The following is a 25,083-nucleotide window of genomic DNA, read 5'->3' on the forward strand; positions in this document are numbered from 1 at the left end:
CTCAACATTTTGTTTAGATGTTGCTGAAATCTGTTTTTTCCAATTAATTTCTTACGGTTAAATGATGATCGTTATAAATCTGGTGTTTCGGCAGAACTACGCTGTGCGATTTTTCGCACAGGCAGTCAGCACCTTGTGCGAATTTCCGCACAATATCCGAATCGATGCGAGCGAATCGCTCGCTTAAGCCACAGCGCAACCGCAGCCCGCCCTAGTGGAAGCGTTTTGCTAACGACGATAGTCTTCTGGCCTGATGTGGTAGCGGGTCAGCTTGTCATAAAAAGTTTTGCGCGGCAGCTTCAGTGCCTTGGCGGCATCCGCAGCCTTGCCATTGTGGCGCCCAAGGGCTGCAATCAGCAAAGACCTCTCAACCCGCGCCAATTGCTCGCTCAACCCCAGATCAGCGGCCTGTGCAACCTCATCCGGCATCCCCAACACAAACCGCATTGCCGCCGACATCAACGATCGGGCATTGCCCGGCCAATCCTGCGCCATCAACGAGGCCAGATGCTCGGGTGTCACTTCAGGTTCCGCAATCCCGGCCTGCTCAGCGGCCTGCGCCACATAGCGGCGAAAGATGACGGGGATATCCTCGGGCCGTTCTGACAGGGCCGGGATTCGCACCCGCATGACATCCAACCTATAGAACAGATCGGCATTGAATCTTCCTTGTGCAGTAAGTTCAGACAAATCAGCCGTTGCCCCCGCAATGATTCTGGCGTCCGTCCCTTGTTCGATCAGTTCCAGCGCGGCGTATTGCGTGGCATCCGACATCGCCGAGATCTCATCCAGATACAGCGATCCGCCTGCCGCATCCTTACAGACACGCAACAAATCATCCGGGTTCAGGCTTGAGGCAGGGCGTTTGACAAATGGCCCCTGTCCAACCGGAGACATCAGATGGACAACTTCAGCGACCTTTGAAACTCCGCTACCCGCTGGCCCGGTAACCAGTACCTCGGCCCGTGTTGGCGCTACGCTCCGCACTCGCTCACGCAAGGCCTCGGCTTGGTCTGACAACCCAAACAGCATGCGTGCTGCGGGATCGCCACGCTCAAGTTCGCGCCGTTGCTCGCGTTCCTGCAGAATTTCTGCGCGCGCTGCGAAGGCTCGCTCGAGTACCGCCAATAAATCCGCTGCTGCACAGGGCTTTTCCAGAAAATCAAATGCTCCCTGCCCCATGGCCTGTACCGCCATCGGGATATCGCCTTCACCTGTCAGCAATACCACCGGAAGCTCAGGATCAACCTCGCGCGCGTATGCGAGCAGATGAAACCCATCCCGCCCCGGCATGCGAATATCCGAGATGATCACACCGCCGAAGTCACGATGAATTTGATCCTTTGCGGCCACGAAAGATCCCGCGGTGACCGGTTCATACTCGGCCAATTCGAGGGTTTGCGCCAAGGCCTCACGTACGGCGGCATCATCATCGACCAAAAGCACTTTGCGGATCATGCTGCCTCATCTTCTTCAAAGGGTTCCAGTTCAACCGTGAATTCAGCACCCTCGTCCGTGTTGGCACCGCGAATATCCCCCCCGAAGCTCTGAACCAGACCGTAAGATATCGACAGCCCCAGACCCATCCCCTCGGACGTCCCAACCGTTTTTGTGGTGTAGAACGGCTCAAACACGCGGTCGGGGTCCTCGATGCCGGGTCCGGTATCCCGCACCGACACGCGAATAGGCTTCCCCCCTGACAGAGTGACCAATATTCTGCGCGTCGGTCGATCGACCATCGCATCCGCTGCATTATTGATTAGGTTGACAAACACCTGCACCAGACGCACCTCTCCACCCCAAGCATAGACCGCAGTCTTTGGCGGCACCCACTCCAACGCGACGTTCTCATCGCGCAGGCGCGCCTCGGTCAATTCTGTGGCAGTGTTCAGAACCTGAACCAGATCAACGCGCCCCATTGGTTCGCTTTCATTTCTCGCAAAGGCCCGCAGGTTCTTGATGATCCGCGCCATGCGTGCGGCCATATCGGAAATGCGGCCCAGATTTTCGCCAGCTCTCTGGCCCTTGCCGCGCTCAAGAAAGGCGGACCCGTTGTCGGCGAACTGCTGAATCGCCATCAAGGGCTGGTTCAATTCATGACTGATGCCAGCCGACATCTTGCCCAAAGCGCTCAACTTACCAGCCTGAACCAAATCGGCCTGCGCTTGTTTGAGCGCGGCCTCCGCCTCCTGCCTCTCGGCAACTTCGTGGCGCAAAGCGCTATTAGCCGCCGTCAAGGCGCGCGTACGTTGCGCGACCCGGCTTTCCAGCACGGTATTTGCCTCTGCAAGTGTCCGACGGCGTTCCGAGGCCAGAAACAACAACGCACCAAAGGCGAAACAGATCGCCGCAACCGCTGCCGCCTGTAACCCCGCCAACCGGCGCGCCGGGGCGACATCAACCAGCATCTCTGCGGTCATCGCAATCACCGGAAGATCGAGCGTCAGATGCAGGGCGCGACGGGGCAGATAGCGACCCCAATTGAGCTTCCACACTTCATATCCCGCAATCCAGGTTGAGGCGAAATCGACATTCTCACCTTCGGGTGACATCAGGCCCTGCTGCCCTTGCCCGCGGCGCCATAGTAGCAGATCCGATCGGTTCGAGATAAAGACAACCCCATCCGTATCAACGAAAAACACCGCATCGGTGCTACCGCGCCAAGTTTGTTCAACGTCCTGCACATCGGCCAGAACCATCAACGCGCCTTGTATCTGCCCCAATTCCCCAAATGCAGGGGCCGCATATGAATAGATGCGATCGCCGCTTGCGTCTTCGACCCCATGCGCGCTGCCCAGGGCCCCCTGCATGGCGCGCTCGAAGGCCGGATGTGCGGACATATCGCGCTGCGTCACCGGTTGGGCCGCGACAAGAACCTGACCCTCCGGATTCAGGTACATAACGTTAACGGCAGCGGTTTTGTCTGCCACATCCAGCAGCACCTTTCGGGCGGCCCGTTGCTGTTCTGATGTTTCTAGCTCCTGCAAAGCAGGATGATCCGCCATCAAGGCGGCCACTTCCTGATAGACCTGCATTTGCGTGCTCAGACGGTCGGCGGCCAGTTCCAAATCAGCCTCGGCCTTCTCGCTCAGTTGCGACAGGGCCTGACGATAGCCATAAGTCCAGACCGCCGCTGACAGCAATCCGACCGCGCATAAGAAACCGGCTATGATCCAAAAACGTTGCATATCTAGGGTCTTGCATTCAGCAGCCGCCATGGCAAGTCTGCACCGCATGAAGACGCTGACCCAATCCCCGACCGACCCGGCATTCGTGCAAAACCCATACCCCTTTTATGACAGCGCACGTCAGTCGGGCGATCTGTTCTACTGGAAAGACTACGGCCTTGTCACGGCTGTCTCGCACAAAGCGGTGCAAATTCTGCTGCGCGATCGGCGCTTCGGGCGTGAAATCCCGGCGGAACTTGCAAAACCCGGCCCAGACCATCTTGCACCCTGGCTAGAAGTCGAATCCCATTCGATGTTAGAGCTTGAACCCCCGCGTCATACTCGATTGCGTTCTCTGGTTCTGCGGGCGTTTACCTCTCGCGCGATCACGGCGCTTGAGGGGTCCACTGAACAGTTGTGCCACGATTTGATCAAGCAGTTCCCCGCTGGCCCCTTCGATCTGCTGGAGGCCTATTGCACCCAGGTCCCCGTGATCACGATCTGCCGTCTGCTTGGTGTGCCGGAAGACATGGCACCGCAACTGTTGCAGTGGTCGCACGCCATGGTGGCCATGTATCAGGCAAACCGGACGCGCCAGACCGAAGACGAAGCCGTCCGCGCCACACAAGCCTTTACCACCTATCTCGAAGAATACATCGAAAAACGCCGCACTGACCCGCGTGACGATCTGATCACCCGGTTGATCGCGGCAGAGGAAGATGGTGAAAAACTCTCGCGCGACGAACTGATCACGACCTGCATTTTGTTGCTGAACGCCGGTCACGAAGCCACCGTGCACGCCATCGGCAATGGCGTGAAGACTATATTAACAACGGGTACACAGCAGTATGTCCTGACGCCTGGCACCATCGATAGCACAGTCGAGGAAATCCTGCGTTTCGATCCACCACTGCACATGTTCAGACGCTATGCCTATGAAGACATTGAACTCTTCGGTCACCGCTTTGCGCGTGGTGACGAAGTTGCCTTGCTTCTGGGCGCAGCCAATCGCGACCCTGCTGCTTGGTCCCAACCCGATACATTCGACCCGATGCGAGATGTAAGCGCCAATACTAGCTTTGGTGGTGGCCTTCACTTCTGTGTGGGCGCTCCGCTGGCCCGGCTTGAGATGCGGATCGCCCTGCCCATCCTGTTCCAGCAATGCCCAAAGCTAAAGCTGACGGCAGAGCCGCAATATTCGGACAGCTACCATTTCCACGGGCTGACCAAACTCATGGTAACGGGCTGACTTAATATCCTGTCAAGAAACCCGGATCCGTGCTTCATCTGGCCATAAATATCTCGGGGGAGTCGCCTTCGGGCGGCGGGGGCGGCGCCCCCATTCACGCTTCATCCTATCCGACAGACTTCAGTGGTAGCATGGTGGTCGATTTGATCTCTTCCATCGAAAGCAAGGCTGTTACGTTGTGCACTCGCACCTCTGAAATCAACGCCTGATAAAACGCATCATACGCACGCGCGTTCTTGACGCGCACTTTCAGAATGTAATCAATGTCTCCCGCCAAACGGTGCGCTTCCTGAACCTCTGGACGATCGCGCAACGCTTTCAGGAACTTCTGCTGCCACTCCGCTTCATGTTCCGACGTACGGATCAGCACAAAGAATGTGGCCTCAAAGCCCAACGCTTCGGCATCCAGCAATACGGTCTGCTGGCCAATGACTCCTGCCCCCTTCAGCTTGCGAATGCGATTCCAAACCGGCGTCTTGGAGCTCCCTACACGGGCTGCGATTTCGTCAAGCGACTGGCTGGCATCCCGTTGCAGCTCGGCTAGAATTTTCCGATCCGTGTCGTCTATTCGCACCGACATTCCAATTTCCCTTCCAATTCAGAACAAACCTTCTTTCACTCACCGCATATAGAACGTTTGTTCTTATTTCTTCGCGCATATGGCGATTTGACGGGAATATTTCCTATATTGGCACTCAAGTCAAATCAGTCACGAGATGATCCGATGCAGGTCAAACAAACAAATATGCGCATTCACAAACCCGGCGTCGCCCGAGTTGCGCAATACCCGCATGTAGTCTCGGTTTTCAATAAGGAGCTTGCCTGATGGCCCGCGCTTTTACCCCCAAAGTCGTCACCGCCAACGACTTGTTGGAAGGTGATGTGATTTACCAGACCGAAGATGACCGGTGGTCGCGCGAGTTGTCCGATGCCGAACTGATCACGGACGAAGCTCACGCGCAGGTTCGTCTGCTGGATGCCGCGCGTCAGGCCAACAAGATCGTCGGCGCCTATCTTGCCGACGCGGTGGCCGGAGAAAACGGCCCCGAACCCACCCATTTTCGGGAGGATTTCCGCCGGACTGGTCCGTCCAACTATGCCCACGGCAAACAGGAAACCTCCCCGCAGCCTCGGGCCTGATCTCAGGCCATTCTCTCTCCCCTTCAAGGCCCCGGGTCCGGGGCTGCAACTAAGGACAGCTAAACATGTATCGCTACTCCGAGTTCGACACAGCATTTTTGGCAGAACGCAACGCGCAGTTCCGTGCGCAGGTTGAGCGTCGCATTGACGGTTCGCTGACAGAAGACGAATTCAAGCCACTGCGCCTGATGAATGGTCTGTATCTGCAATTGCACGCTTATATGCTGCGGGTCGCTATTCCATATGGCACGCTGTCCAGTGCTCAGATGCGTCAGCTCGCTTTGCTGGCCGAGAAATGGGACAAAGGTTACGGCCATTTTACCACCCGTCAGAACATTCAGTACAACTGGCCGAAGCTGAACGACGTGCCGGATATGCTGGACGCACTGGCCGAGGTTGGCATGCACGCCATCCAGACCTCGGGTAACACCATCCGCAACGTGACCGCCGATCATTTCGCCGGTGCCGCCGCGGATGAGGTCGCTGATCCGCGCCCCTATGCCGAACTGCTGCGCCAGTGGTCGACCGACCATCCTGAATTCCAGTTCATGCCCCGCAAATTCAAGATCGCCATCACCGGCAGCGAGAATGACCGCGCCGTGATCAAGGCGCATGACATCGGTCTGCAACTGGTCGAGCGTGATGGTGTTCTGGGTGCCCGCGTCATCGTTGGCGGTGGTCTGGGCCGTACGCCCATGATCGGCAAAGAGCTATCGGAATTCGTCGCCTTTGACGACCTGCTGGCCTATCTTGAGGCCACCGTTTCCGTGTGGAACCAGATCGGCCGTCGCGACAACAAGTACAAGGCACGTATCAAGATCACCGTGCATGAGCACGGCATCGACGCCATCCGTGCCAAAGTGAACGAACGCTTTTTGAAGGTTCGCCCGCAATTCAAAGGCGCGGATATGAACCTGCTGGAAGAAATCAAAGGCCACTTTGCGCCTCCGGCCTTCCGTGATGGTTCGGTTGCCTCGTTCGAGAGTGCCTACACCAACGATCCGGTCTTCCGTTCGTGGGTCGACACCAACATCGCGCCGCACAAGAACGCGGACCACGCGATCGTCACGATCTCGATCAAGAAGCACGGCCAGACGCCGGGCGATGCGACTGCAGAGCAGATGCGCGTGATGGCTGATCTGGCCGAAGAGTTCGCCTATGACGAACTGCGTATCAGCCATGAGCAGAACGTAATCCTGCCGCATGTCCACAAATCCGACCTGCCCGCGATCCACGCAACGCTGAAAGAACACGAGTTGGCGACCGCCAACATCGGCTTGATCAGCGACATTATCGCCTGTCCCGGTATGGATTACTGCGCACTGGCGACGGCACGTTCGATCCCCGTGGCGCAGGAAATCGCGACCCGGTTCGAAGACCTGAAACTGGAGCATGATATCGGCCACCTGAAGATCAAGATTTCAGGCTGCATCAACGCCTGTGGTCACCACCATGTGGGTCACATCGGCATTCTTGGCCTAGACCGCGCTGGCGTCGAAAACTACCAGATCACTCTGGGTGGTGACGGCACCGAATCCGCCGCCATCGGTGATCGTACTGGCCCGGGCTTCGCCTATGACGAGATCGTTCCGGCGGTCGAGCGCATCGTCGACACGTATCTAGAGCAGCGCGACAGCGCCGAAGAGACCTTCTTGCAGACCTATCGCCGCGTTGGCATGGCACCGTTCAAAGCGGCGCTTTACCCCGAGGCACAGGCCAATGCCGCTTGACCTGATCCAAACGGAACTGGGGGCTGACCGCGCCGAACTGACCGAAAAGGTCGAGGCGCTGAACGCCCGCTTCCGCCACCACAGTGCCCATGATGTGATGCATGGCGCATTGGACGAGATCGAGGAGCTTGCTCTGGTCTCCAGCTTTGGCGCGGAATCGGTGGTGTTGCTGCATATGGCTGCAGTGGTCGACAAGATGACCCCAGTACTGTTCGTGGACACCCAGATGCTGTTTGCCGAAACGCTGGAATACCAGCAGGAGGTCAGCGAGCGTCTGGGCCTGCGCAATGTGCAGATCATCCGCGCCGAGGATGAAGATATTCAGCGCGACGATCCTTATGGCGCGTTGCGTCTGCGTGACACCGATGCCTGCTGTAACCTGCGCAAGACCTTCCCGCTGCAGAAAGCTCTGACCGGGTATTGTGGCTGGATCACCGGGCGCAAACGGTTTCAGTCCGGCACCCGTGCCGCGCTGGACTTTTTCGAGGTCGAGGACGGAACCGGCCGGATCAAGGTCAACCCCTTGGCCCACTGGGCGCCCAACGATGTGCGCGCCTATATGGAAGAAAACAACCTGCCCCGGCATCCGCTGGTGGCCAAAGGATACCCCTCGATCGGCTGTGCGCCCTGCACTTCGCCGGTCAAAGAAGGCGAAGACCCCCGCGCCGGGCGCTGGCGCGATCAGAACAAGGAAGAATGCGGCATCCATTTTGTTGATGGAAAAATGGTGCGCATCGGAGAGAAAACATGAACGTAATCGTAAACGACGAGGGCTTTGCCCCCGATGATTGGACCGATGGCTATGTCACGCTGGACGATGCAGCGAATGACGTGGTTGCACTGGATATCGCCTCGGACACTGACCCCGATGAACTGTTTGACCGGCTGGGCAGCGCCCAGATGGTGCGCGTGGACTTTCCATCCTCAGCGGATGGGCGCGGCTTTACGATCGCGCGCGTTCTGCGTCTGAAAGGTTATACAGGTCGCCTGCGGGCAAAAGGCCATGTTCTTGCAGACCAATACGCCATGGCGCGTCGTAGCGGCTTTGACGAAGTCGAAATTGATGACACCTTGGCGAACCGGCAGCCCGAAGATCAGTGGCTGGCCCGGGCCAATTGGCAGGACAACAACTACCAGGCCCGCCTGCGCGGCTAACCCGCCATCGCCAACCTGTGATACGAAAGGGGCAATCTGCCCCTTTTCCTGACTTGGATCAAAGATTAAACGGAGATACCGGTTTAGCAGACCGGCAGTGAAATGATGACAGAGATGAAATCCGTGAGTGAAGCAACCGCCGTTAAGGCCCCCGTCCTGCCCGACGCCCAGACTGTGACCGAGGTCAAACATTGGACCGACCGCCTGTTCTCTTTCAAGGTGTCGCGCCCTGCATCGCTTCGTTTCCGCTCGGGTGAGTTCGTGATGATCGGCCTGCTGGGCGACAACGGCAAACCGCTGCTGCGCGCCTATTCCATCGCCTCGCCTTCATGGGATGAGGAACTGGAATTCTACTCGATCAAAGTGCAGGATGGCCCGCTGACCTCAAAACTGCAGCACATCCAGCCTGGTGATCAGATCATCCTTCGGCCTAAACCCGTTGGCACACTGGTGCATGACGCATTGCTGCCCGGCAAGCGCATCTGGTTCTTCGCCACCGGCACAGGCTTTGCGCCCTTCGCGTCGCTGCTGCGTGAACCGCAGACCTATGAGGATTATGACGAGGTTATCATCACCCATACCTGCCGCGACGTAGCTGAACTGGATTACGGTCGCGAGTTGATCGAGGGCGTCAAACAGGACGAGTTGCTGGCTGAACTGATTGGTGACGGTTTCGCCGACAAGATCCGCTATTATCCCACCACCACGCGGGAAGAGAGCCCAAAGATGGGCCGTATAACCGAGCTGTTAAAAGACGGCACCGTATTTGCCGATCTGGGCATCGAAGGTGGTATCAAGCCAGACACTGATCGCGCGATGGTTTGTGGCAGCCTTGCCTTCAACCATGACATCAAAGCAATTCTGGAAGAGTTCGGCCTGCGAGAAGGCGCCAATTCCGAACCCAAGGAATTCGTGATTGAAAAGGCATTTGTGGGCTAATGGGGTTTGCCGGTGGGGTTATCGACACCCTAAACCGGCAAAAACTCACGAATTTCATGGAAAATTCATGCGGCTTGCAATTTATGCCGCTTGAAACACCTCTCAGCCCGGTCTAAATTCCGGGCTCGAAATTCTGCAATCATCAAAGGAATGAACCCATAGCCCGCAGACCTCACAACGCGCCGCCACAGCGAGATACCGGCCCGCGCGTCAATGACAAGATCCGTGCTCCCGAAATTCGCCTGATTGGCGCCGAAGGCGAAAATGTCGGGGTGGTTCATCCCGCAAAAGCCATGCAAATGGCCGCCGACGTCGGTCTCGATCTGGTTGAGATTTCGCCCAACGCGAACCCTCCGGTCTGCAAAATCATGGATTTCGGCAAGTTCAAGTACGAACAGCAGAAACGCGAAAGCGAAGCCCGCAAGAAGCAAAAGATCATCGAGGTGAAAGAGGTCAAGTTCCGGCCCAACACCGATACGCATGACTATGACGTCAAGATGCGCAACGTGTTCAAGTTTCTTGAGAACGGCGACAAGGTCAAAGTCACCCTGCGTTTCCGTGGCCGCGAGATGGCGCACCAGAACCTGGGGCGTGAGCTGCTGGAACGTGTGGCCGAAGACGTCAAGGATCTGGGCAAGATCGAGAACATGCCCAAGATGGAAGGCCGTCAGATGATCATGATGATTGGCCCGCTGCCACAGAAGTAGGTTTTCTTTTGTAGAATGACAAAAGCCCCTCCGAAATCGGAGGGGCTTCTTTGTTTTCTGGCTTCTCGCCTAAATCAGATCACCGAGGATATCGCCCGATCCAGCTTGTCTACAAGCTCGACCAGTTGGTCATCTTCGATGATAAAGGGCGGTGCTAGGAGGATATGATCTCCGTTGCGTCCATCACGCGTTCCCGACATCGGGTAACAGATCAATCCCTCGGCCATAGCGGCCTTCTTGATCTTGGCCGCTAGGCCACGCGACGGATCAAACGGAGTTTTCGTATCCCGATCCTCGACCAACTCAATTCCTCGGAATAAGCCGCGGCCCCGTATGTCCCCGAAATTCGGGTGTTGGCCAAACTTGTTTTCCAACATGCTCTGCAATTTGCCCCCCATTACGCCGGCCCGCGCTGGCAGGTCACGAGAAGTAAGTTCCTGTACAACGGCAAGCGCAGCCGCAGTCGCGACCGGATGACCGATATAGGTGTGGCCATGCTGGAAGAAGCCCGATCCATCCCGGATCGCATCATAGATTCGACCCGAACACAGCATCGCTCCGATAGGCTGATACCCTGCCCCCAACCCTTTGGCGATACAAAGAATATCCGGCGCGACATCGTCATGATCACAGGCAAACAAATGCCCGGTACGCCCCATGCCGCACATTACTTCGTCGAGGATCAGAAGAACGCCGTGTTGATCGCAAATTTCACGGATTCGCTTGTAGTACCCCTCGACTGCCGGAACAGCCCCAAGCGTCGCACCAACCACCGGCTCTGCCATGAAAGCCATGACCGTTTCAGGCCCAAGGCGCAGGATTTCTGCCTCCAGCTCATTCGCAACGCGCTGACCATATTCAAAACTGCTCTCATCCTCAGGCTTTTCGGCGTACTCATAGCAAGGAGCGATATGTGTCATCTCGATCAGCATCGGTGCAAACTGCGCCCGCCGCCATTCATTGCCACCCGCCGAAAGTGCACCCAAAGTGTTGCCGTGATAGCTTTGTCGGCGCGCTATGACATGACGGCGTTCAGGCTGGCCGGTTTCCAGATAATACTGCCGCGCCAGTTTGATAGCAGCCTCGGTCGCCTCTGACCCGCCCGAGACAAAGTAGACCCGGTCCAGTTCGCCGGGGGCGTGTTTAATCAGCAGATCGGCCAGTGCCTCGGCCGGTGCCGATGTCATAAAGCCCGTATGCGCAAACGCAATCTGCGCCACCTGATCCTGCACCGCTTTGACCACAGCGGCGTTGGAATGGCCGAGGCATGAAACGGCAGCATCACCACAATCCAGATAGCGACGGCCGGTTGAGTCGATGAGATAACAGCCGTCACCACCAGCGGCCTCAGGCAGTTCCGACTTTGTATGGCGTGGAAATACGTGACTCATGTCGACGTCCTTTTCAGAAGATTAATGAGCGCCGCGACTGATGCAGCATTGTCTGCCCAAGCCTGGCCATCCGGACCTGCAAGGCTGTTTTCGAAACCCACTCGCACATCGCCACCCAACTGCGCGGCCTTTTGCAGGCACGCATGCTCCTGCCCTCCAAAGGCACAGACCATCCATGGATCAGCGCTGTGCGGAAACACATCCAGATCATTCGGACTCGATTCCTGCGCCGTGGCATAGCGACCAAGGACAAGCAGACGGTCGACCTGATCCGATTTTACCACCCCCCCAGCCTGCCAATGGGTCAGTAACTCAACGTCAGCGACATCATAGAGGATATGCTGAACACGAGTCCCTTGTTCCGCGCACAGAGCGTAGACCTTTGGCGCAAGTTCGGGCGACCGTGCAATCTCGCGCACCGAAATCGAAGCCCAGTCCGGGCGCACATTTTGCAAACAAGCAAGTTGTGCTTGAACGCCGAAAACGCCAGCAGCTTCTGTCGTAATCTGGATGTCCATATCAGGGGCCGCAGCACGCAGTTCAGCAATGGTTTCACAATACAAACCCGCATCAAGCGAATGCTGACCCGCCTGATCACGAACATGCAGGTGCAGGCCTTGCGCACCTGCCCGATTGCACGTCTTCGCAGCTTTGACGATTTCGTCCGTTGTGATCGGCAGCGCAGGATGATCCCCATGCCCCCGCCGCGCCCCGTTCGGAGCCACCAACACATATGGCCTTCCCGCCATCCTCGAACCAGTCTCTGACATTCCGTCACCTGTTTTGCACGATCCCGAATTAGACAGCCTGCCAACGTTTTCAATTTGCATTCTTCATAACATTTGTTTTTCTTATCGGATGCAACACACCTCATCCCAACTGACCGAGCAGCTTCGGCACGAAATCGACACCTTGCCTCAGCAAATGCAAGCCGCAGCGAAATACATCATCGACCATCCCGGCGATTTCGGGCTCGACCCAGTTCGACTAACCGCCGAGAAAATCGGTGTCAGTTCAAACGTTCTGGTTCGGTTGGCACAACGTATGGGGTTCGACAGTTTTGATGCGTTCAGACGCCCCTTTCGCCAAACCCTTGTCACAGACCGAGAAGATCGGCTGGGTCAGGGCTGGCTGGATCACATGAAATCGGGGGACCAATTCAGCGCTGCGCAAGCTGGGTTTGCGCAAAACGAACTGAACGTCGTAGCCCGCTCCCTGCGACTGGCCGATCCTGATTTGATGCAACAGGTCACAGAGTACATGATTGCAGCTAATCGCTGTTTCATAACCGCGACCCGGGCCAGCTATGCTTTGGCCTATTATCTCCACTATGCGGGCCGGATGGCACACCCAGGATTTCAGCTTATCCCGCGACATATGGGATCAGCCATCGATGATTTGCTCGAGGCCGATGAAGCAGACTGCCTTTTCGCTATTACCGTTCACCCCTATTCCTCTGACACCATACAATCCATGCGTTTTGCGCGTAAACGCGGAATGCGCATCGCGTTATTGTCGGATAGCGACGTCATCGCCCCTGGTGTTGACCCTGACATCGTGCTGCCTGTCAGTACCCGCGCGCAACATCACTTTTCCAGCTTCTCCGGAGCGATGGCAGTGCTTGAATGCCTGCTAGGTCATCTCTTTGCCGCCGGGGGATCAGCCGCGCGTGACCGCGTGGAACGCTATCAGACGGCACGAGAAGACACCGGCGCCTACTGGCGCCCCGCCAAGCCCCCAAGAGTTCGGAAAGAATAAAGAGCCCCGGCTTTCACCGAGGCTCTCAAAGCTGATTAACAATCAGATCAACTGCAAGCTTCGACAGCCCGTTTCGTCATAACAGTGACCAGATGCGCCCGATACGTTTTGCTCCCGTGCAGATCACCAATCATGTTCATCGGATTGATGTGCAGCCCCATCAAAGCGTCCGCGCGGAACTCTTTGTTCAGGGCCTCCTCGGCCTCTGCCCAGCGGAAAACTCCTTCCTCGCTTGCACCGGTTACTGCAACTCGAACGCCATCGGCAAACCGGGCAAGATATACCCCGACCAACGCAAACCGAGACGCGGGCTGCAAAAACTTCTGATAACTCGCCGCCTGAGGCACGGGGAAACGCACCGAAGTGATAATCTCGCCCTCTTCCAAAGCTGTCGTGAACATGCCCTGAAAGAAGTCATCCGCCGCTATCTGGCGATTATTGGTGACAATGGTCGCGCCTGAACCCAGCACTCCCGCCGGATAACAGGCCGCTGGATCATTGTTGGCAATCGAACCGCCAATAGTGCCACGATTACGCACCGCAGGATCACCGATCTGGCCGGCCAGCGCTGCCAGCGCCGGATAGTTGCCAGCAGCTTCAGCGGCCACATTTGCGTGGGTTGTCGCACCGCCTATCGCTACCGAGCCATCATCCTCGACGCAGACCCCTTTCATTTCAGCGATTCCGTTGACCGAAACCAGCTTGGATGGCGCGGCCAACCGCTGCTTCATTGTGGGGATCAGGGTTTGCCCACCCCCCAATGCCTGCGCATCCTCAACTCCCAACGCAGTAACCGCGTCAGCGATGGTCGAGGGTTTCTCATACTCGAAATTGTACATTTCGTTCTTCCTTTCCGAAAAGCGCGGATCCGCCCTTCATCTGGCTATAAATATCTCGGGGAGCGCGAGGGGCTGGCCCCTCGCACTCGAACCTCTCAACCATGCATTGCTGTCCAAACACGCGACGGGCTCATCGGCATGTCAATGTGATCAACAGCCTTTCCACCCGAGTTCAGCGCATCCAGAACCGCGTTGACTACCGCAGGCGGCGAGCCAATCGCACCAGCTTCACCGCAGCCCTTCACACCCAACGGGTTGTGCGTACACGGCGTCTGGCTGGAATGGTCGACCGCATAGAACGGCAGATCATCGGCGCGTGGCATCGCGTAATCCATGAAGGATGCGCTCAGCAACTGGCCATTCTCGTCATAGGCGCAATTTTCCAACAAAGCCTGACCGATACCCTGACCGATACCGCCATGTACCTGACCATCCACAATCATCGGGTTAACGATGTTGCCAAAGTCATCCGCAGCGGTGAAGGCTTCGATGATCACCTGTCCAGTCTCGGGATCCACCTCAACCTCGCAGGCATATGCCCCCGCTGGGAAGGTGAAGTTGGCCGGGTCATAAAATGCGGTCTCCTCCAGCCCCGGCTCAACCTCCAACGGGAAGTTGTGCGGTACATAGGCTGTCAGAGTCACATCACCCCAGGCCACGGACTTGTCAGTGCCCGCGACGCTGAATTGACCGTCCTTCAGCTCGATATCGGCCTCTGACGCCTCGAGCAGGTGTGCCGCGATCTTCTTGGCCTTGTCGATCACCTTTTCGGTCGCCTTAACCATGGCCGAACCACAGACCGCGAGCGAGCGTGAGCCATAAGTGCCCATGCCGAACGGGATCTTCGAGGTGTCGCCATGCACAATCTCGACCATCGACTCGTCGATGCCGATCATGTCGGCCACAACCTGCGGGAAAGCAGTCTCATGCCCCTGCCCGTGGCTATGTGCACCAACCATGACACTGATGGAACCAGTGGCGTTTACCCGCACCGTGGCAGCATCATAAAGACCCGCCCGGGCCCCCAGCATGCCGACGATGTTCGAGGGCGCGATGCCGCAGGCCTCGATATAGCAATTGACGCCTAGGCCACGCAGCTTGCCATTGGCCTCGCTTTCCGCCCGCCGCGCGGCAAAGCCAGCCAAATCAGCAGCAGCCTCAAGCTTATCCATCGTCCCGTTGTAATCCCCGGTGTCGTAGGTCAGCGCCACCGGTGTGTCATACGGGAACTGGGTGATGAAATTCTGGCGACGCAGGGCGATCGGATCGACACCCAGTTCACGCGCTGCCTTGTCGATGACGCGCTCCAACTGATAGGTCGCCTCTGGCCGACCCGCACCGCGATAAGCGTCCACCGGCACTGTGTTGGTGAACATTGCCTTCACATTCACCTGAATGACCGGCGTCTTGTAGTTGCCCGCCATCAGAGTGCCATGCAGCCAAGTCGGAACCGAGCTTGAGAAGGTCGACAGATACGCGCCCAGATTGGCGTAGGTGTTGGTGCGAAGGCCTGTGAAGTTATTGTCCGCGTCCAAAGCGAGCTCAATCGTGCTGACGTGGTCGCGGCCCTGCGCATCCGACATAAACGCCTCGGACCGGCTGGCGGTCCATTTGACCGGGCGGTTGCAGGCCTTGGCAGCGAACGTACAGAACGCCTCTTCCGCGTAGTGGAAAATCTTCGTGCCAAATCCACCACCAACATCAGGCGCTACAACACGCACTTTGTGTTCAGGCAAGCCCAGAACAAATGCGCACATCAGCAAGCGGATCACATGCGGGTTCTGCGAAGTGGTGTAGAGCGTGTACTCATCCGTACCCCGGCTGTATTCGGCCACCGCAACGCGCGGCTCCATCGGATTAGCAACCAGACGGTTATTGATCAGGTCCAGAGTGGTGACATGGGCCGCGTTGGCAAAAACCTCATTGACCTTGTCATTGTCTTCTTCGCCTAGATGCCAGTCATAGCAGATGTTGTTCTTCAAATCCTCATGGATAAGCGTCGCGCCATCCTGCGCTGCGGCTTTCATATCCAGCACGGCAGGGAGCTCTTCGATATCCACTTCAATCGCTTCCGCCGCATCGCGGGCGAGTTCAAGGCTGTCCGCGACAACGGCAGCGATGGGATCGCCTACATGTCGGACCTTGCCTTGCGCCAGAATGGGATGCGGTGGTTCCTGCATCGGGGCGCCATGACGGTCGGTTACTTCCCAGCCGCAAGGCATTCCGCCCACGCCTTCAAAGTCCTTGCCGGTGAACACCTTCACAACCCCCTGCATACCCTCGGCGGCAGATGTGTCGATGTTGGTGATCCGGCCATGCGCGATGTCGGACCGTAGGAAATGCACATAGGCCTGGCCATGTACGTTGATGTCGTCGGTGTAATTGCCTGCTCCGGTCAGAAAGCGTACGTCCTCGCGCCGCTTGGAACTGGCTCCGATGCCACTGTCTTTGGGCATTGCTTGTTCTCCTCCGTGGAAAAGAATTTTCGTCGAAAATTCTTAACCGCCTCACTCGGCGGCGATGCTGGAAACGTCTTGACCCGATGCGGCCATGATTGCCTTGACGATGTTGTGGTAGCCTGTGCACCGGCATAGGTTACCCTCAAGGTACTTGCGAATTTCGCCTTCGGTCGGGCGCGGGTTATCCTTTAGCAATGCTGCAGCGCTCATCACCATGCCCGGAGTGCAAAACCCGCATTGCAGCCCATGATGATCCTGAAAGGCCTGTTGGATCACGTTCAACGTGCCATCTTCGGCCGCCTGCCCCTCGATCGTGCCCACATCCGCGCCGTCTGCTTCAAGCGCCAGCATGTTGCAGGATTTGACCGCCTCACCATTCACGTGCACCACGCACGCGCCACATTGAGCCGTGTCGCAGCCAATATGTGTACCTGTCAAATTCAGGTGGTCGCGTAGAAATCCGGATAATAAAGTCCGCCCTTCGACATCACCGCTGACGGCAACGCCATTCACGGTCATTGAGACCTTGGTCATAAGATCCTCCCCTTTTTTTGGCTTATTTGCTAAGCCAGAGTTAAACACGGTAAATTTCGTTTGAGAACAAAAATATTTGCCTGATTTTTCCGCAGTTTCGCTGATCAGCCTTCTAACAATGATGCGTCTACCAAACAGGGCAAAATTGCCGTTGCGTCATTTACTCTTGGCAGCGCGGGGCTGTGGCCGCGTCGGGATTTCTTTTAGCAGCCCACCGACACCCATCCCTGCGATGTCCGCGCCCGTCGTTTCGATTCCGCAAGCAACGCGGGACAAGACCCAATCCGCCCCGTTCAATGCTGGTGAGCGCGCGCATCCGGGCAAACCGATGATGGGGCGCCCGCCGGAAGATCCCAAAAACAACAGGTTCCCCGGATCGACCGGCATTCCAAACCGGTCGACGATACCCCCCGCCGCCCGCACAGAAGCAGGCGCCACATCATCTTTATCCGACGTGGCCGATCCGGTCAGGATCATGACGATTTCACCCCGAATGGTCGAAATCGATGCTGTTAAGTCGCCCATCCGATGCGGCACCACCTGAACATCTGACAGATTCATACCCAAAGCCTCAACCCGGCTACGAATAGCAGCGATACCTTTTTCATTAGATGGCCCGCCAGCAATGTCGGTAACGATGAGACCCGCATTTTCGTATTTGGGCACCGATAACCGAATAGCGTCCTGCGCATGACGGGCCGCACTCTCAACGTCGGATCGAGGTACGGCATAAGAAATCACCTTGATCGTCGCGACCATGCCGCCAGCCGCCATCTGCTGATATTGCGGCACCGTCGCAACAGTGATCATCGGATTGACCTGATTGAACTTTTGCAAGGCATCGGTATCCAGCACCGCGACGCCTGGTCCATTTGCTAAAAGGTTGACCCGGCCTGTAAAGGCTTCGGTGACACGCAGATTTGCCTGTGTGGGACTTGGTGCAAGCGCTTCTGCCAGCAGCGCTGCGGCTTCGTCCTCATGGCAATCACCTTGCTCCAGTCTCGCGACTGTGACCTCGGTCAGACCGGCTTGGTGCAACTCGGCTATGTGCTCGGACGAAAGCGTTATACCCTTCCTAAGCTTGCGGTTTCCCGCTTTGACGGAATGGGCTAATATCGCGCCGTCGGCGTCGGAAACGGGTACCGGACCAAACTTCACGCTCTGCCTCGCAGGACCGCCGTCATCTGCGCCAGGATCGCAACGGCTATCTCAGACGGTCCAGCCGCCCCGATATCAAGCCCAACAGGTCCGTGAATCAGTGAAATCTGGTCATCGTTGAACCCGGCCTGCTTCATCCGCTCCACGCGTTTGGCATGTGTGCGCTTAGATCCGAGTGCGCCGATGTAGAACACATCGGCCGCCAAACCGGCCTGAAGCGCGGGGTCATCAAGTTTGGGGTCGTGGGTCAGCAACACAAGCGCCGTGCGCGAGTCGAGACCCAGCTTTGACACAGCCTCATCCGGCCAATCCGTCAGGATGGTTTCTCCGGGAAAACGTGCGTCCGATGCGAAGGCCTCGCGCGGATCTATAATCGCCGGGTCATAGCCCGCGATCCGGGCCATCGGCACCAGAGCTTGGGCGATGTGCACCGCTCCCACCACTATCAACCGTAGCGGTGGGTTGTGGACAGCGACAAAGGTTTGCCCATCCTCTTCGAACCCGGACCTGTCCATACGCAAGCGTTCGGAATAGGCATTACGGCGCAACGCGCGCTGGCCCGTCTCGACATTGACTTCATAGGCCAAGGGCTCGCGCCGCGCCCGTGCCGCGACCAGTTCGGCCAGCATTGGTTCGGGCAGGACCTTGCCGACCGGTTCAACCAAAACCCTGATCGTACCGCCGCAGGCCAGACCGACGGCAAACGCATCCTCGTCGCTTACACCGAACTCTAGCAGCCTTGCCTCGCCTTCCTCTATGGCTTCCAGCGCTTCGACGATCACGGCACCTTCGACGCAACCACCAGAAACCGAGCCTTCGATCCGACCATCGCCCGCAATGACTAACTGCGCGCCTACACGGCGCGGCGCGCTGCCCCAGGTCTCAACCACAGTGGCCAAAGCCGCGCCCTTCCCGGCGCGATACCATTTTAGTGCGGTTTCCGGGCTGCTATCGAATCGTTCCATTTAGACCTCCGGCCGTGCTTGGGTTCAACATAGTCAGCTTTGGAGCAATGAAAAGCGCTCAGCGGGTCGATCTTGTGGCGCTAACAAGCCGATTTCGAACTCACATTCACAAATTGTTGAATGTTGGAAGGCGTCATTCTAGCCTGCATGCGATTCCGGGGCCTATTCGGGATCGTCCCAACATATTTCATAGCGGAGACAAACAGTTGAAACGCATTCTTACACTCGGAGCAGCGATCGGCCTGTTGACTGCCAGCACCGGCTGGGCTGACACATTTCTGAAATACGGTGAGGTCGAAGGCTGGAAGGTTTTCATCGATCAGGACAAGAAATCCTGCCTTATCGAAGCGGTTGATGACGCTGAAAATGTCGTGCAGATGGGCCTGACCGAAGATCGCGGCGTTGGCTATGTTGGAGTCTTCACCAAGGCCAAAACCAACATCAAGAAAGGCGAGAAAGAGGCTGTTGCCATCCTTATCGGCGACAATATTTATGTCGGAGAAGCCACCGGTATGAAGGGGAACATCACCAAGGGCTATTCGGGCGGGTATGTTCTGTCAGACGACCCTCAGTTCGCAGATGATCTTGCCAAGAAGAAGGTGATGGTCGTTTTCCCGGAGAAAGAGTTCGCCTTCACCGTTGACCTGACTGGCACTTACAAAGCCATGGAGATGGCACGGAAGTGCACTGAAGAGCAGCTTTCGTAACAGCTAGTCTGAAAGCGCGGACATCAGCCGCGCTTTCTGCCCCTGATCATCTGGTTGCGAAATCACGGCGGCCAGATCTTCCAGCGACGCAATCGAATGCCCGGCGCGGAAGCTGTCGACATGTGGAAGCATTGTCGCCACACCCTGAGCTTTCGGTGCGAACCCGTCCCAGCGCAGCAATGGGTTCAGCCAAATCAGACGCCGCGACGACAGGTGCAGGCGCTCGATTTCCTTTTCCAGCATCTCGGGATCGCCCCGCTCTAACCCGTCGGTGATCAACAACACGACCGCCCCCTGCCCCATGACGCGCCGCGACCAGTCGCGATTGAACTGATGCAGGCATTCTCCGATCCGGGTTCCGCCTTCCCAGTCCTGTGCCTCGGCCCCAGCAGCGGCCAGCGCCGCATCGACATCACGTTGATGCAGATGGCGGGTGATGTTGGTCAGGCGTGTGCCAAACGTGAATGCGTGCACTTTGGCCCAACCTGCGCCTTTGGCATTCGAAACCGCGTGTAGAAAGTGCAGAATGATCCGACTGTATTGGCTCATCGACCCGGAGATATCGCACAACGCAACCAAATTCGGCCAGCGAGGTTTGGGTTGCAAGTGCGCGATATCGCGTAGTTCGCCACCCTGCCGCATCGCTGACCTAAGTGTCCGAGCGCGATCAATGCGGTGACCGAGGTGACTGGCCTGACCTCGGCGAGACTCAATGGGTTTGACCGGTAAGTTCAGGCGCGACAGCATGCGTTTGGCCTGGGCGATCTCGGATGTACTCATCTGTTCGAAATCAAGGTTGCGCAAGCGTTCTTCGGATGACGCGGTTTGGGTTGCGTCGATCTCGATCTCGCTTTCCTCTTGTTGCTCGGTTGATTCTGGCAAGTCGCGTTCGACGCCATCCAACAAGGCCTCAGCCGCCCGCTTTTCAGCCGCATCCGCTTTGCGCTCCTCCTGAACACCGCGAATGGCGGGCAGCATCATGGACATCATATGCTCTAGATACCGCGGATCGCGCCAATAGAGGCGGAAGACTTGCGCAAAAACCGCTCGATGTTCCGGCCGGTTCACGAAACAGGCATGCAGCGTCCAGTAGAAATCGCGTTTCTCGGTGAACCCCGCAGCCTGCACGGCGCGGATCGCGTCAACCACGCGCCCAGTTCCTATCGGCAGTCCGGCCTTGCGCAAAGCGCGCGCAAAATGGGTGATGTTCTGGGCCAGTTTGGGGTTGTCCGGTATATCGAGTGGGAGTTGTTCGGCCATCAAACCCCCGAAATATTTTCGAACAGATGAAGCATCAGGCCGGTTCGAGATCGGCTTTCGCCTGATCCAGAATGCGTTTGGCCTCGGACCCCTGCAACTTTTGGATGTCGTCCTGGTATTTCAGGATGGCACCCAACGTATCGCCGATTACTTCGGGACTGAGGTTGATAACGTCCAGCGCCAGCAGGCACTTGGCCCAATCGATAGTCTCGGCCACCCCCGGTTTCTTGAACAAATCTTCAGTGCGCAAGCGCTGAACAAAGGCGACCACCTCACGGCTCAGCGCTTCTGCCGCTTCGGGAGCCCGTGCGTGCAGGATTTCGATTTCGCGCGCAAAGTCAGGGTAATCAACCCAATGATATAGGCAGCGGCGTTTCAGTGCGTCGTGTACTTCGCGCGTGCGGTTCGAGGTGACGATCACGATCGGCGGTTCAGGCGCTTTGACAGTACCTAACTCGGGGATCGTTACCTGAAAGTCACTGAGCGCCTCCAGCAAGAAAGCCTCAAAGGGTTCGTCGGTCCGGTCCAATTCGTCAATTAGCAATACAGGTGCCCCATTGGCATCCGGACGCATGGCCTGCAGCAAGGGGCGCTCGATCAGATAATCATCCGAGAACAGCTCGGTCTGCAACGCGCCTCGGTCCGCCCCACCCGACGCTTCTGCGGTTCGGATCGCCACCATCTGGGCGGGGAAATTCCACTCATACACAGCGGAAGAGGCATCAAGGCCTTCGTAACACTGCAACCGGATCAAGCGGCGGCCTAGTCCTGCGGCCAGCGCCTTGGCAATTTCGGTTTTGCCGACGCCCGCCTCACCTTCCAGAAACAGAGGCCGACCAAGTTTCAGCGAAAGAAACACAACCGTCGCCAAAGCCCGGCCACAGACATAACCCTCAGAGCCCAAAAGCTCTTGCACGGCATCGATGGAGTTTGGTTGTGTCATGAGTTCCCCTTTTTCCTGCGCCCCAACAGGTCATGACCACAACCAGAGGTCAAGACCACCATCCGTCAGTGACTTACGGCGATCTGTCTCATCGGCAAGGGCAAGAGGGTCTTTCACCACCCAAGCGGCTGTGTTAGCCGGGGGCCATGACCCAATCCCTGACGATCCGCCGCCCCGATGACTGGCATTTGCATCTGCGCGATGGCGCGATGCTGCAAGCCGTCTTGCCTGAAACCGCGCGCCATTTTGCCCGTGCCATCATCATGCCGAATCTGGTTCCGCCCGTTGTCAAAGGTGACGACGCAGCAGCTTATCGGGACCGCATCCTTGCTGCTCTGCCTGAGGACATGACGTTTGAGCCGCTGATGACGCTCTACCTGACAGAAGACACAGACCCGGCGGATGTGGCCGCCGCACATGCAAGCGGATTGGTCAAGGCGGTAAAGCTCTACCCGGCTGGGGCAACAACCAACTCGTCTTCTGGCGTTCGCGATTTCGACAAGGTACGCCCGGTGCTGGAGAAGATGGCCGAGATCGGTCTGCCGCTATGTGTGCACGGCGAAGTCACGGATGCCGAGATCGATATCTTCGATCGCGAGGCGGTGTTCATCGAACGCGTTCTTGATCCAATTCGCAAAGCAACACCCGGACTGCGCGTGGTGATGGAGCACATCACGACGTCAAACGGCGTGGATTACGTCAAGGCGAACGAGAAAGATCTGGGTGCGACGATTACAACGCATCACCTGATCATCAACCGCAACCACATTCTGGTGGGTGGCATCAAGCCGCATTACTACTGCTTACCGGTCGCCAAACGCGAAGAGCATCGGCTGGCGCTGCTGACCGCCGCGACATCAGGCGATACGCGTTTCTTCTTGGGCACAGACAGCGCGCCGCACACGGATGCTAACAAGGAAATGGCCTGTGGCTGCGCCGGCTGTTTCACTGCAACTAATACAATGTCACTGCTGGCCGAAATGTTCGAGCGCGCAGATGCGTTGGACAAGCTAGAGGCGTTCGCGTCACTCAACGGCCCGGCCTTCTATCGCCTGCCAGTGAACGAAGAGACCATCACGCTGACCAAAGGCGATGAGGTCGTCTATCCGGCCAAAATCGAAAGCGGCGACGGCCCCGTCACAATATTCGATCCGGGTTTTCCGCTGCATTGGCGGGTCACTTAATCGGTTAACCTGTCAGCCAAATCCGCTGCGCGCCCGCCGGTGCGCAGCATCGACCAGATGGCGTCCGCCTCATCCCCCCCGATCAGCTTCGCCGCTTTCTCCCTGACGCGATCTTCGCGATCCGATAGAGACATCGGTGCCAGCAGATCATGGCTGGCCTCGCGGCGCGCGCCGTCCCGGCGTAACAGGGACAGATGGGCTTGTGTCTCGGATAGACTCTCATCCGCCTCAACCGTGATCCGGTCCCTTAAGGATTGCAGTCTTGGATCAGCACAAATCTTGTCGGAATAGCTCCCTGGCAGAGCTGTATCGTAGCCCATTGCCTGCATAGCAATCACGGTACGATAGGAAAACTTCGCTCCTAACCCACTGGTCGGCTGCAGTTGATTGCACACACTCATCCAGCGGGGGTGGGTTTTGATCTTGATCTCGGCCACCTCGGGCTCGGCGATGTCGAGATCGCGCGCAGCCTCAAGCGCCGCGTGCAGGCCATGGCAGCAAGCGTGGAATTTGTGGCTGATGCTTTCGAACAGCCACTCGTCCCCCAAACCATCAAGCGCAGCAGCTAAATCGTCAGCCCCCAAATGTGTCGCCCCAAACCCAAACGGGCCTTCCAATGCGTCAGCACCGGGTTGAAAACCGTTGCGGATCAACTGGGCGGCCTCAACCCCGTTCGAGGCCGCAAGTCCAGCGTTATAGGGTTTACCCATAGTCCCGAACTGTGATTTCTGCCCTGAGGCCCGGGTCGCGGTTAGCCCCAGCAGGTCACGCATCTGCTTTACGTCAAATGCCATAATCCGACCCGCAGCCACCGCAGCCCCAAACGCACCAGCCGTGGCTGTTTGGTGAAAACCAGCCTGATAATGACCACGACCAAGCCACAAACCGATGCGGATCGATAACTCCATTCCCACTAGCGCTGCCTCAAGCAGATCGACCAGAGGTCGGTCTTCCCACGCAGTAAGAGCAAGGGCTGCAGGAAAAACAGCAACCGATGGATGACCGATATGAGCGAAATGCGTGTCGTCATAATCAAGCGCATGAGAAATGGTACCATTCACCAGCGCAGCTGCGCGTAGCGGCGCATCACCGCCTCCGAACAAACGCGCCTGTGCGGCACCGCTCTCGGAAAGAACCATCTGACGTATGATGCGGGAAACCGGCTCATCTGCGCCTGCCCGCCCCACAGCAAGCCAGTCCAACGCGGATAGAGATGTCACGATACGAGCCTGCGCCGTGGTCGACACAGAACCAGCAGCAAACTCGGCAAGGGCAGTTGTCAAATCGGTCATGTGGCGCAGTCTAGCGCGCGCCGCTCGGGCGTAAAGCCTCAGCCGTACAGGACGGCAGCACGTTGTTCAAATGCTCGGACGATACGGTGCATGGCTTCGTTGAAAACCACGCCAATGATTCCTTGCAGAACCGCGTTCTTGAATTCGAAATCAACGTGGAACGAGACGTTGCAGCCATCATCCGTATCTTCGAACTCCCAATCCGAGCGCATATATTTGAAGGGGCCGTCCAGATACTCGGTATCGATCCGTTTAAGCTCATCAAATAGCGTGACCCGACTGCCAAAGCGTTCGCGGAACACCTTGAATGAAATCACCAGATCCGCCTCCATCACCTTGCCATCTCCGGCTTGATAGGTCCGACGAATGCGGGCCGCCGCGCACCATGGCAGGAACTCGGGGTATTTCGCCACATCCGCGACCAGATCATACATCTGCTGAGCGGTGTAAGGCAGCGGGCGGGTCTCGGAATGGGTTGGCATGATATCCGGGATTAACTGGTGACA

The 25,083-nt window shown here is 57.4% G+C and carries 24 protein-coding genes; 10 read left to right on the plus strand and 14 right to left on the minus strand.

Going from position 1 to position 25,083, the window contains the following annotated elements:
- Positions 1–228 precede the first annotated feature (228 nt).
- On the minus strand, positions 229–1,458 hold the full coding sequence (locus ACR0DE_RS12110; RefSeq protein ID WP_480753371.1) for a sigma-54-dependent transcriptional regulator: 1,230 nt from the start codon (positions 1,456–1,458) through the stop codon (positions 229–231).
- The gene (locus ACR0DE_RS12115; RefSeq protein ID WP_170421367.1) at positions 1,455–3,188 is read right to left on the minus strand and encodes an ATP-binding protein; all 1,734 of its coding nucleotides are present in this window, start codon (positions 3,186–3,188) and stop codon (positions 1,455–1,457) included. Before ACR0DE_RS12115 ends, ACR0DE_RS12110 begins: the two co-directional genes overlap by 4 nt.
- 46 nt (positions 3,189–3,234) lie before the next feature.
- Here ACR0DE_RS12115 and ACR0DE_RS12120 point away from each other — a divergent pair, with 46 nt between their 5' ends.
- The gene (locus ACR0DE_RS12120) at positions 3,235–4,416 is read left to right on the plus strand and encodes a cytochrome P450 (protein ID WP_480753795.1); all 1,182 of its coding nucleotides are present in this window, start codon (positions 3,235–3,237) and stop codon (positions 4,414–4,416) included.
- Between the two features lie 106 nt (positions 4,417–4,522).
- Here ACR0DE_RS12120 and ACR0DE_RS12125 read toward each other — a convergent pair whose 3' ends face one another.
- Positions 4,523–4,996 carry an Lrp/AsnC family transcriptional regulator gene (locus tag ACR0DE_RS12125; RefSeq protein WP_010439761.1) on the minus strand — a complete coding sequence of 158 codons (474 nt, stop codon included), beginning with the start codon at positions 4,994–4,996 and terminating at the stop codon, positions 4,523–4,525.
- Positions 4,997–5,241: 245 nt separating this feature from the next.
- Here ACR0DE_RS12125 and ACR0DE_RS12130 point away from each other — a divergent pair, with 245 nt between their 5' ends.
- The 6 genes from ACR0DE_RS12130 to infC all read left to right on the plus strand — a co-directional run bounded on the left by ACR0DE_RS12130 (position 5,242) and on the right by infC (position 10,087).
- Positions 5,242–5,556 carry a DUF2849 domain-containing protein gene (locus ACR0DE_RS12130; protein WP_170393224.1) on the plus strand — a complete coding sequence of 105 codons (315 nt, stop codon included), beginning with the start codon at positions 5,242–5,244 and terminating at the stop codon, positions 5,554–5,556.
- A gap of 65 nt (positions 5,557–5,621) precedes the next feature.
- Positions 5,622–7,286, plus strand: a complete 1,665-nt coding sequence (locus ACR0DE_RS12135) for a nitrite/sulfite reductase (protein ID WP_170625972.1) — start codon at positions 5,622–5,624, stop codon at positions 7,284–7,286.
- A complete protein-coding gene (locus tag ACR0DE_RS12140; protein ID WP_480753375.1) occupies positions 7,276–8,037 on the plus strand; it encodes a phosphoadenylyl-sulfate reductase in 762 nt (253 codons plus the stop codon). Before ACR0DE_RS12135 ends, ACR0DE_RS12140 begins: the two co-directional genes overlap by 11 nt.
- The gene (locus ACR0DE_RS12145; RefSeq protein WP_170393227.1) at positions 8,034–8,441 is read left to right on the plus strand and encodes a DUF934 domain-containing protein; all 408 of its coding nucleotides are present in this window, start codon (positions 8,034–8,036) and stop codon (positions 8,439–8,441) included. Before ACR0DE_RS12140 ends, ACR0DE_RS12145 begins: the two co-directional genes overlap by 4 nt.
- A gap of 105 nt (positions 8,442–8,546) precedes the next feature.
- Positions 8,547–9,380, plus strand: a complete 834-nt coding sequence (locus ACR0DE_RS12150) for a ferredoxin--NADP reductase (RefSeq protein ID WP_170595767.1) — start codon at positions 8,547–8,549, stop codon at positions 9,378–9,380.
- A 245-nt stretch (positions 9,381–9,625) separates the two neighbouring features.
- Entirely contained in the window at positions 9,626–10,087 is a 462-nt protein-coding gene (gene infC, locus ACR0DE_RS12155; protein ID WP_238528775.1) for a translation initiation factor IF-3, read from the plus strand.
- 74 nt (positions 10,088–10,161) lie between these two features.
- Here the strand turns inward: infC and ACR0DE_RS12160 are convergent, their stop codons facing one another.
- On the minus strand, positions 10,162–11,478 hold the full coding sequence (locus ACR0DE_RS12160; RefSeq protein WP_480704691.1) for an aspartate aminotransferase family protein: 1,317 nt from the start codon (positions 11,476–11,478) through the stop codon (positions 10,162–10,164).
- On the minus strand, positions 11,475–12,248 hold the full coding sequence (locus ACR0DE_RS12165) for a beta-keto acid cleavage family enzyme (RefSeq protein ID WP_480753380.1): 774 nt from the start codon (positions 12,246–12,248) through the stop codon (positions 11,475–11,477). The genes ACR0DE_RS12160 and ACR0DE_RS12165 overlap by 4 nt, the downstream gene beginning before the upstream one ends.
- 88 nt (positions 12,249–12,336) lie before the next feature.
- Between ACR0DE_RS12165 and ACR0DE_RS12170 the strand changes: the two genes are divergently transcribed.
- Positions 12,337–13,236: a MurR/RpiR family transcriptional regulator gene (locus ACR0DE_RS12170; protein WP_480613642.1), complete on the plus strand. Its 900-nt coding sequence runs from the start codon at positions 12,337–12,339 to the stop codon at positions 13,234–13,236.
- A 47-nt stretch (positions 13,237–13,283) separates the two neighbouring features.
- On the opposite strand, the gene ACR0DE_RS12175 is transcribed toward ACR0DE_RS12170, so the two are convergent.
- The 5 genes from ACR0DE_RS12175 to ACR0DE_RS12195 form a co-directional block, all read right to left on the minus strand.
- On the minus strand, positions 13,284–14,075 hold the full coding sequence (locus ACR0DE_RS12175) for an FAD binding domain-containing protein (RefSeq protein WP_480753384.1): 792 nt from the start codon (positions 14,073–14,075) through the stop codon (positions 13,284–13,286).
- A 95-nt stretch (positions 14,076–14,170) separates the two neighbouring features.
- Positions 14,171–16,531, minus strand: a complete 2,361-nt coding sequence (locus ACR0DE_RS12180; RefSeq protein WP_480753385.1) for a xanthine dehydrogenase family protein molybdopterin-binding subunit — start codon at positions 16,529–16,531, stop codon at positions 14,171–14,173.
- A 51-nt stretch (positions 16,532–16,582) separates the two neighbouring features.
- The gene (locus ACR0DE_RS12185; RefSeq protein WP_170393234.1) at positions 16,583–17,068 is read right to left on the minus strand and encodes a (2Fe-2S)-binding protein; all 486 of its coding nucleotides are present in this window, start codon (positions 17,066–17,068) and stop codon (positions 16,583–16,585) included.
- A 156-nt stretch (positions 17,069–17,224) separates the two neighbouring features.
- The gene (locus tag ACR0DE_RS12190; protein ID WP_480753387.1) at positions 17,225–18,226 is read right to left on the minus strand and encodes a molybdopterin-binding protein; all 1,002 of its coding nucleotides are present in this window, start codon (positions 18,224–18,226) and stop codon (positions 17,225–17,227) included.
- The gene (locus ACR0DE_RS12195; protein ID WP_170421340.1) at positions 18,223–19,191 is read right to left on the minus strand and encodes an XdhC family protein; all 969 of its coding nucleotides are present in this window, start codon (positions 19,189–19,191) and stop codon (positions 18,223–18,225) included. Before ACR0DE_RS12195 ends, ACR0DE_RS12190 begins: the two co-directional genes overlap by 4 nt.
- A gap of 206 nt (positions 19,192–19,397) precedes the next feature.
- Between ACR0DE_RS12195 and ACR0DE_RS12200 the strand changes: the two genes are divergently transcribed.
- Positions 19,398–19,898, plus strand: a complete 501-nt coding sequence (locus ACR0DE_RS12200; protein WP_480753392.1) for a hypothetical protein — start codon at positions 19,398–19,400, stop codon at positions 19,896–19,898.
- A gap of 3 nt (positions 19,899–19,901) precedes the next feature.
- Here the strand turns inward: ACR0DE_RS12200 and ACR0DE_RS12205 are convergent, their stop codons facing one another.
- Together ACR0DE_RS12205 and ACR0DE_RS12210 are read right to left on the minus strand one after the other, a co-directional pair.
- Positions 19,902–21,158: a vWA domain-containing protein gene (locus ACR0DE_RS12205; protein WP_480613650.1), complete on the minus strand. Its 1,257-nt coding sequence runs from the start codon at positions 21,156–21,158 to the stop codon at positions 19,902–19,904.
- Positions 21,159–21,192: 34 nt separating this feature from the next.
- A complete protein-coding gene (locus tag ACR0DE_RS12210; RefSeq protein ID WP_170421335.1) occupies positions 21,193–22,101 on the minus strand; it encodes an AAA family ATPase in 909 nt (302 codons plus the stop codon).
- Between the two features lie 146 nt (positions 22,102–22,247).
- Between ACR0DE_RS12210 and pyrC the strand changes: the two genes are divergently transcribed.
- Positions 22,248–23,285, plus strand: a complete 1,038-nt coding sequence (pyrC, locus tag ACR0DE_RS12215; protein ID WP_480753397.1) for a dihydroorotase — start codon at positions 22,248–22,250, stop codon at positions 23,283–23,285.
- On the opposite strand, the gene ACR0DE_RS12220 is transcribed toward pyrC, so the two are convergent.
- Together ACR0DE_RS12220 and ACR0DE_RS12225 are read right to left on the minus strand one after the other, a co-directional pair.
- Complete coding sequence (locus tag ACR0DE_RS12220; protein WP_170610399.1) at positions 23,282–24,577, minus strand: MmgE/PrpD family protein; 1,296 nt, start codon at positions 24,575–24,577, stop codon at positions 23,282–23,284. The genes pyrC and ACR0DE_RS12220 overlap by 4 nt on opposite strands.
- A gap of 38 nt (positions 24,578–24,615) precedes the next feature.
- Positions 24,616–25,059, minus strand: coding sequence for a type II toxin-antitoxin system RatA family toxin (locus ACR0DE_RS12225; protein WP_170405416.1), 444 nt, complete (start codon positions 25,057–25,059; stop codon positions 24,616–24,618).
- Positions 25,060–25,083: the final 24 nt, after the last annotated feature.

The organism is Ruegeria sp. C10 (assembly GCF_056537805.1).

Coding starts and splice junctions, on each gene's coding strand:
- ACR0DE_RS12110 (WP_480753371.1), bottom strand. CDS start 1,458: ATGATCCGCAAAGTGCTTTTGGTCGATGATGATGCCGCCGTACGTGAG.
- ACR0DE_RS12115 (WP_170421367.1), bottom strand. CDS start 3,188: ATGCAACGTTTTTGGATCATAGCCGGTTTCTTATGCGCGGTCGGATTG.
- ACR0DE_RS12120 (WP_480753795.1), top strand. CDS start 3,235: ATGAAGACGCTGACCCAATCCCCGACCGACCCGGCATTCGTGCAAAAC.
- ACR0DE_RS12125 (WP_010439761.1), bottom strand. CDS start 4,996: ATGTCGGTGCGAATAGACGACACGGATCGGAAAATTCTAGCCGAGCTG.
- ACR0DE_RS12130 (WP_170393224.1), top strand. CDS start 5,242: ATGGCCCGCGCTTTTACCCCCAAAGTCGTCACCGCCAACGACTTGTTG.
- ACR0DE_RS12135 (WP_170625972.1), top strand. CDS start 5,622: ATGTATCGCTACTCCGAGTTCGACACAGCATTTTTGGCAGAACGCAAC.
- ACR0DE_RS12140 (WP_480753375.1), top strand. CDS start 7,276: ATGCCGCTTGACCTGATCCAAACGGAACTGGGGGCTGACCGCGCCGAA.
- ACR0DE_RS12145 (WP_170393227.1), top strand. CDS start 8,034: ATGAACGTAATCGTAAACGACGAGGGCTTTGCCCCCGATGATTGGACC.
- ACR0DE_RS12150 (WP_170595767.1), top strand. CDS start 8,547: ATGACAGAGATGAAATCCGTGAGTGAAGCAACCGCCGTTAAGGCCCCC.
- ACR0DE_RS12160 (WP_480704691.1), bottom strand. CDS start 11,478: ATGAGTCACGTATTTCCACGCCATACAAAGTCGGAACTGCCTGAGGCC.
- ACR0DE_RS12165 (WP_480753380.1), bottom strand. CDS start 12,248: ATGTCAGAGACTGGTTCGAGGATGGCGGGAAGGCCATATGTGTTGGTG.
- ACR0DE_RS12170 (WP_480613642.1), top strand. CDS start 12,337: ATGCAACACACCTCATCCCAACTGACCGAGCAGCTTCGGCACGAAATC.
- ACR0DE_RS12175 (WP_480753384.1), bottom strand. CDS start 14,075: ATGTACAATTTCGAGTATGAGAAACCCTCGACCATCGCTGACGCGGTT.
- ACR0DE_RS12180 (WP_480753385.1), bottom strand. CDS start 16,531: ATGCCCAAAGACAGTGGCATCGGAGCCAGTTCCAAGCGGCGCGAGGAC.
- ACR0DE_RS12185 (WP_170393234.1), bottom strand. CDS start 17,068: ATGACCAAGGTCTCAATGACCGTGAATGGCGTTGCCGTCAGCGGTGAT.
- ACR0DE_RS12195 (WP_170421340.1), bottom strand. CDS start 19,191: ATGGAACGATTCGATAGCAGCCCGGAAACCGCACTAAAATGGTATCGC.
- ACR0DE_RS12205 (WP_480613650.1), bottom strand. CDS start 21,158: ATGGCCGAACAACTCCCACTCGATATACCGGACAACCCCAAACTGGCC.
- ACR0DE_RS12210 (WP_170421335.1), bottom strand. CDS start 22,101: ATGACACAACCAAACTCCATCGATGCCGTGCAAGAGCTTTTGGGCTCT.
- pyrC (WP_480753397.1), top strand. CDS start 22,248: ATGACCCAATCCCTGACGATCCGCCGCCCCGATGACTGGCATTTGCAT.
- ACR0DE_RS12220 (WP_170610399.1), bottom strand. CDS start 24,577: ATGACCGATTTGACAACTGCCCTTGCCGAGTTTGCTGCTGGTTCTGTG.
- ACR0DE_RS12225 (WP_170405416.1), bottom strand. CDS start 25,059: ATGCCAACCCATTCCGAGACCCGCCCGCTGCCTTACACCGCTCAGCAG.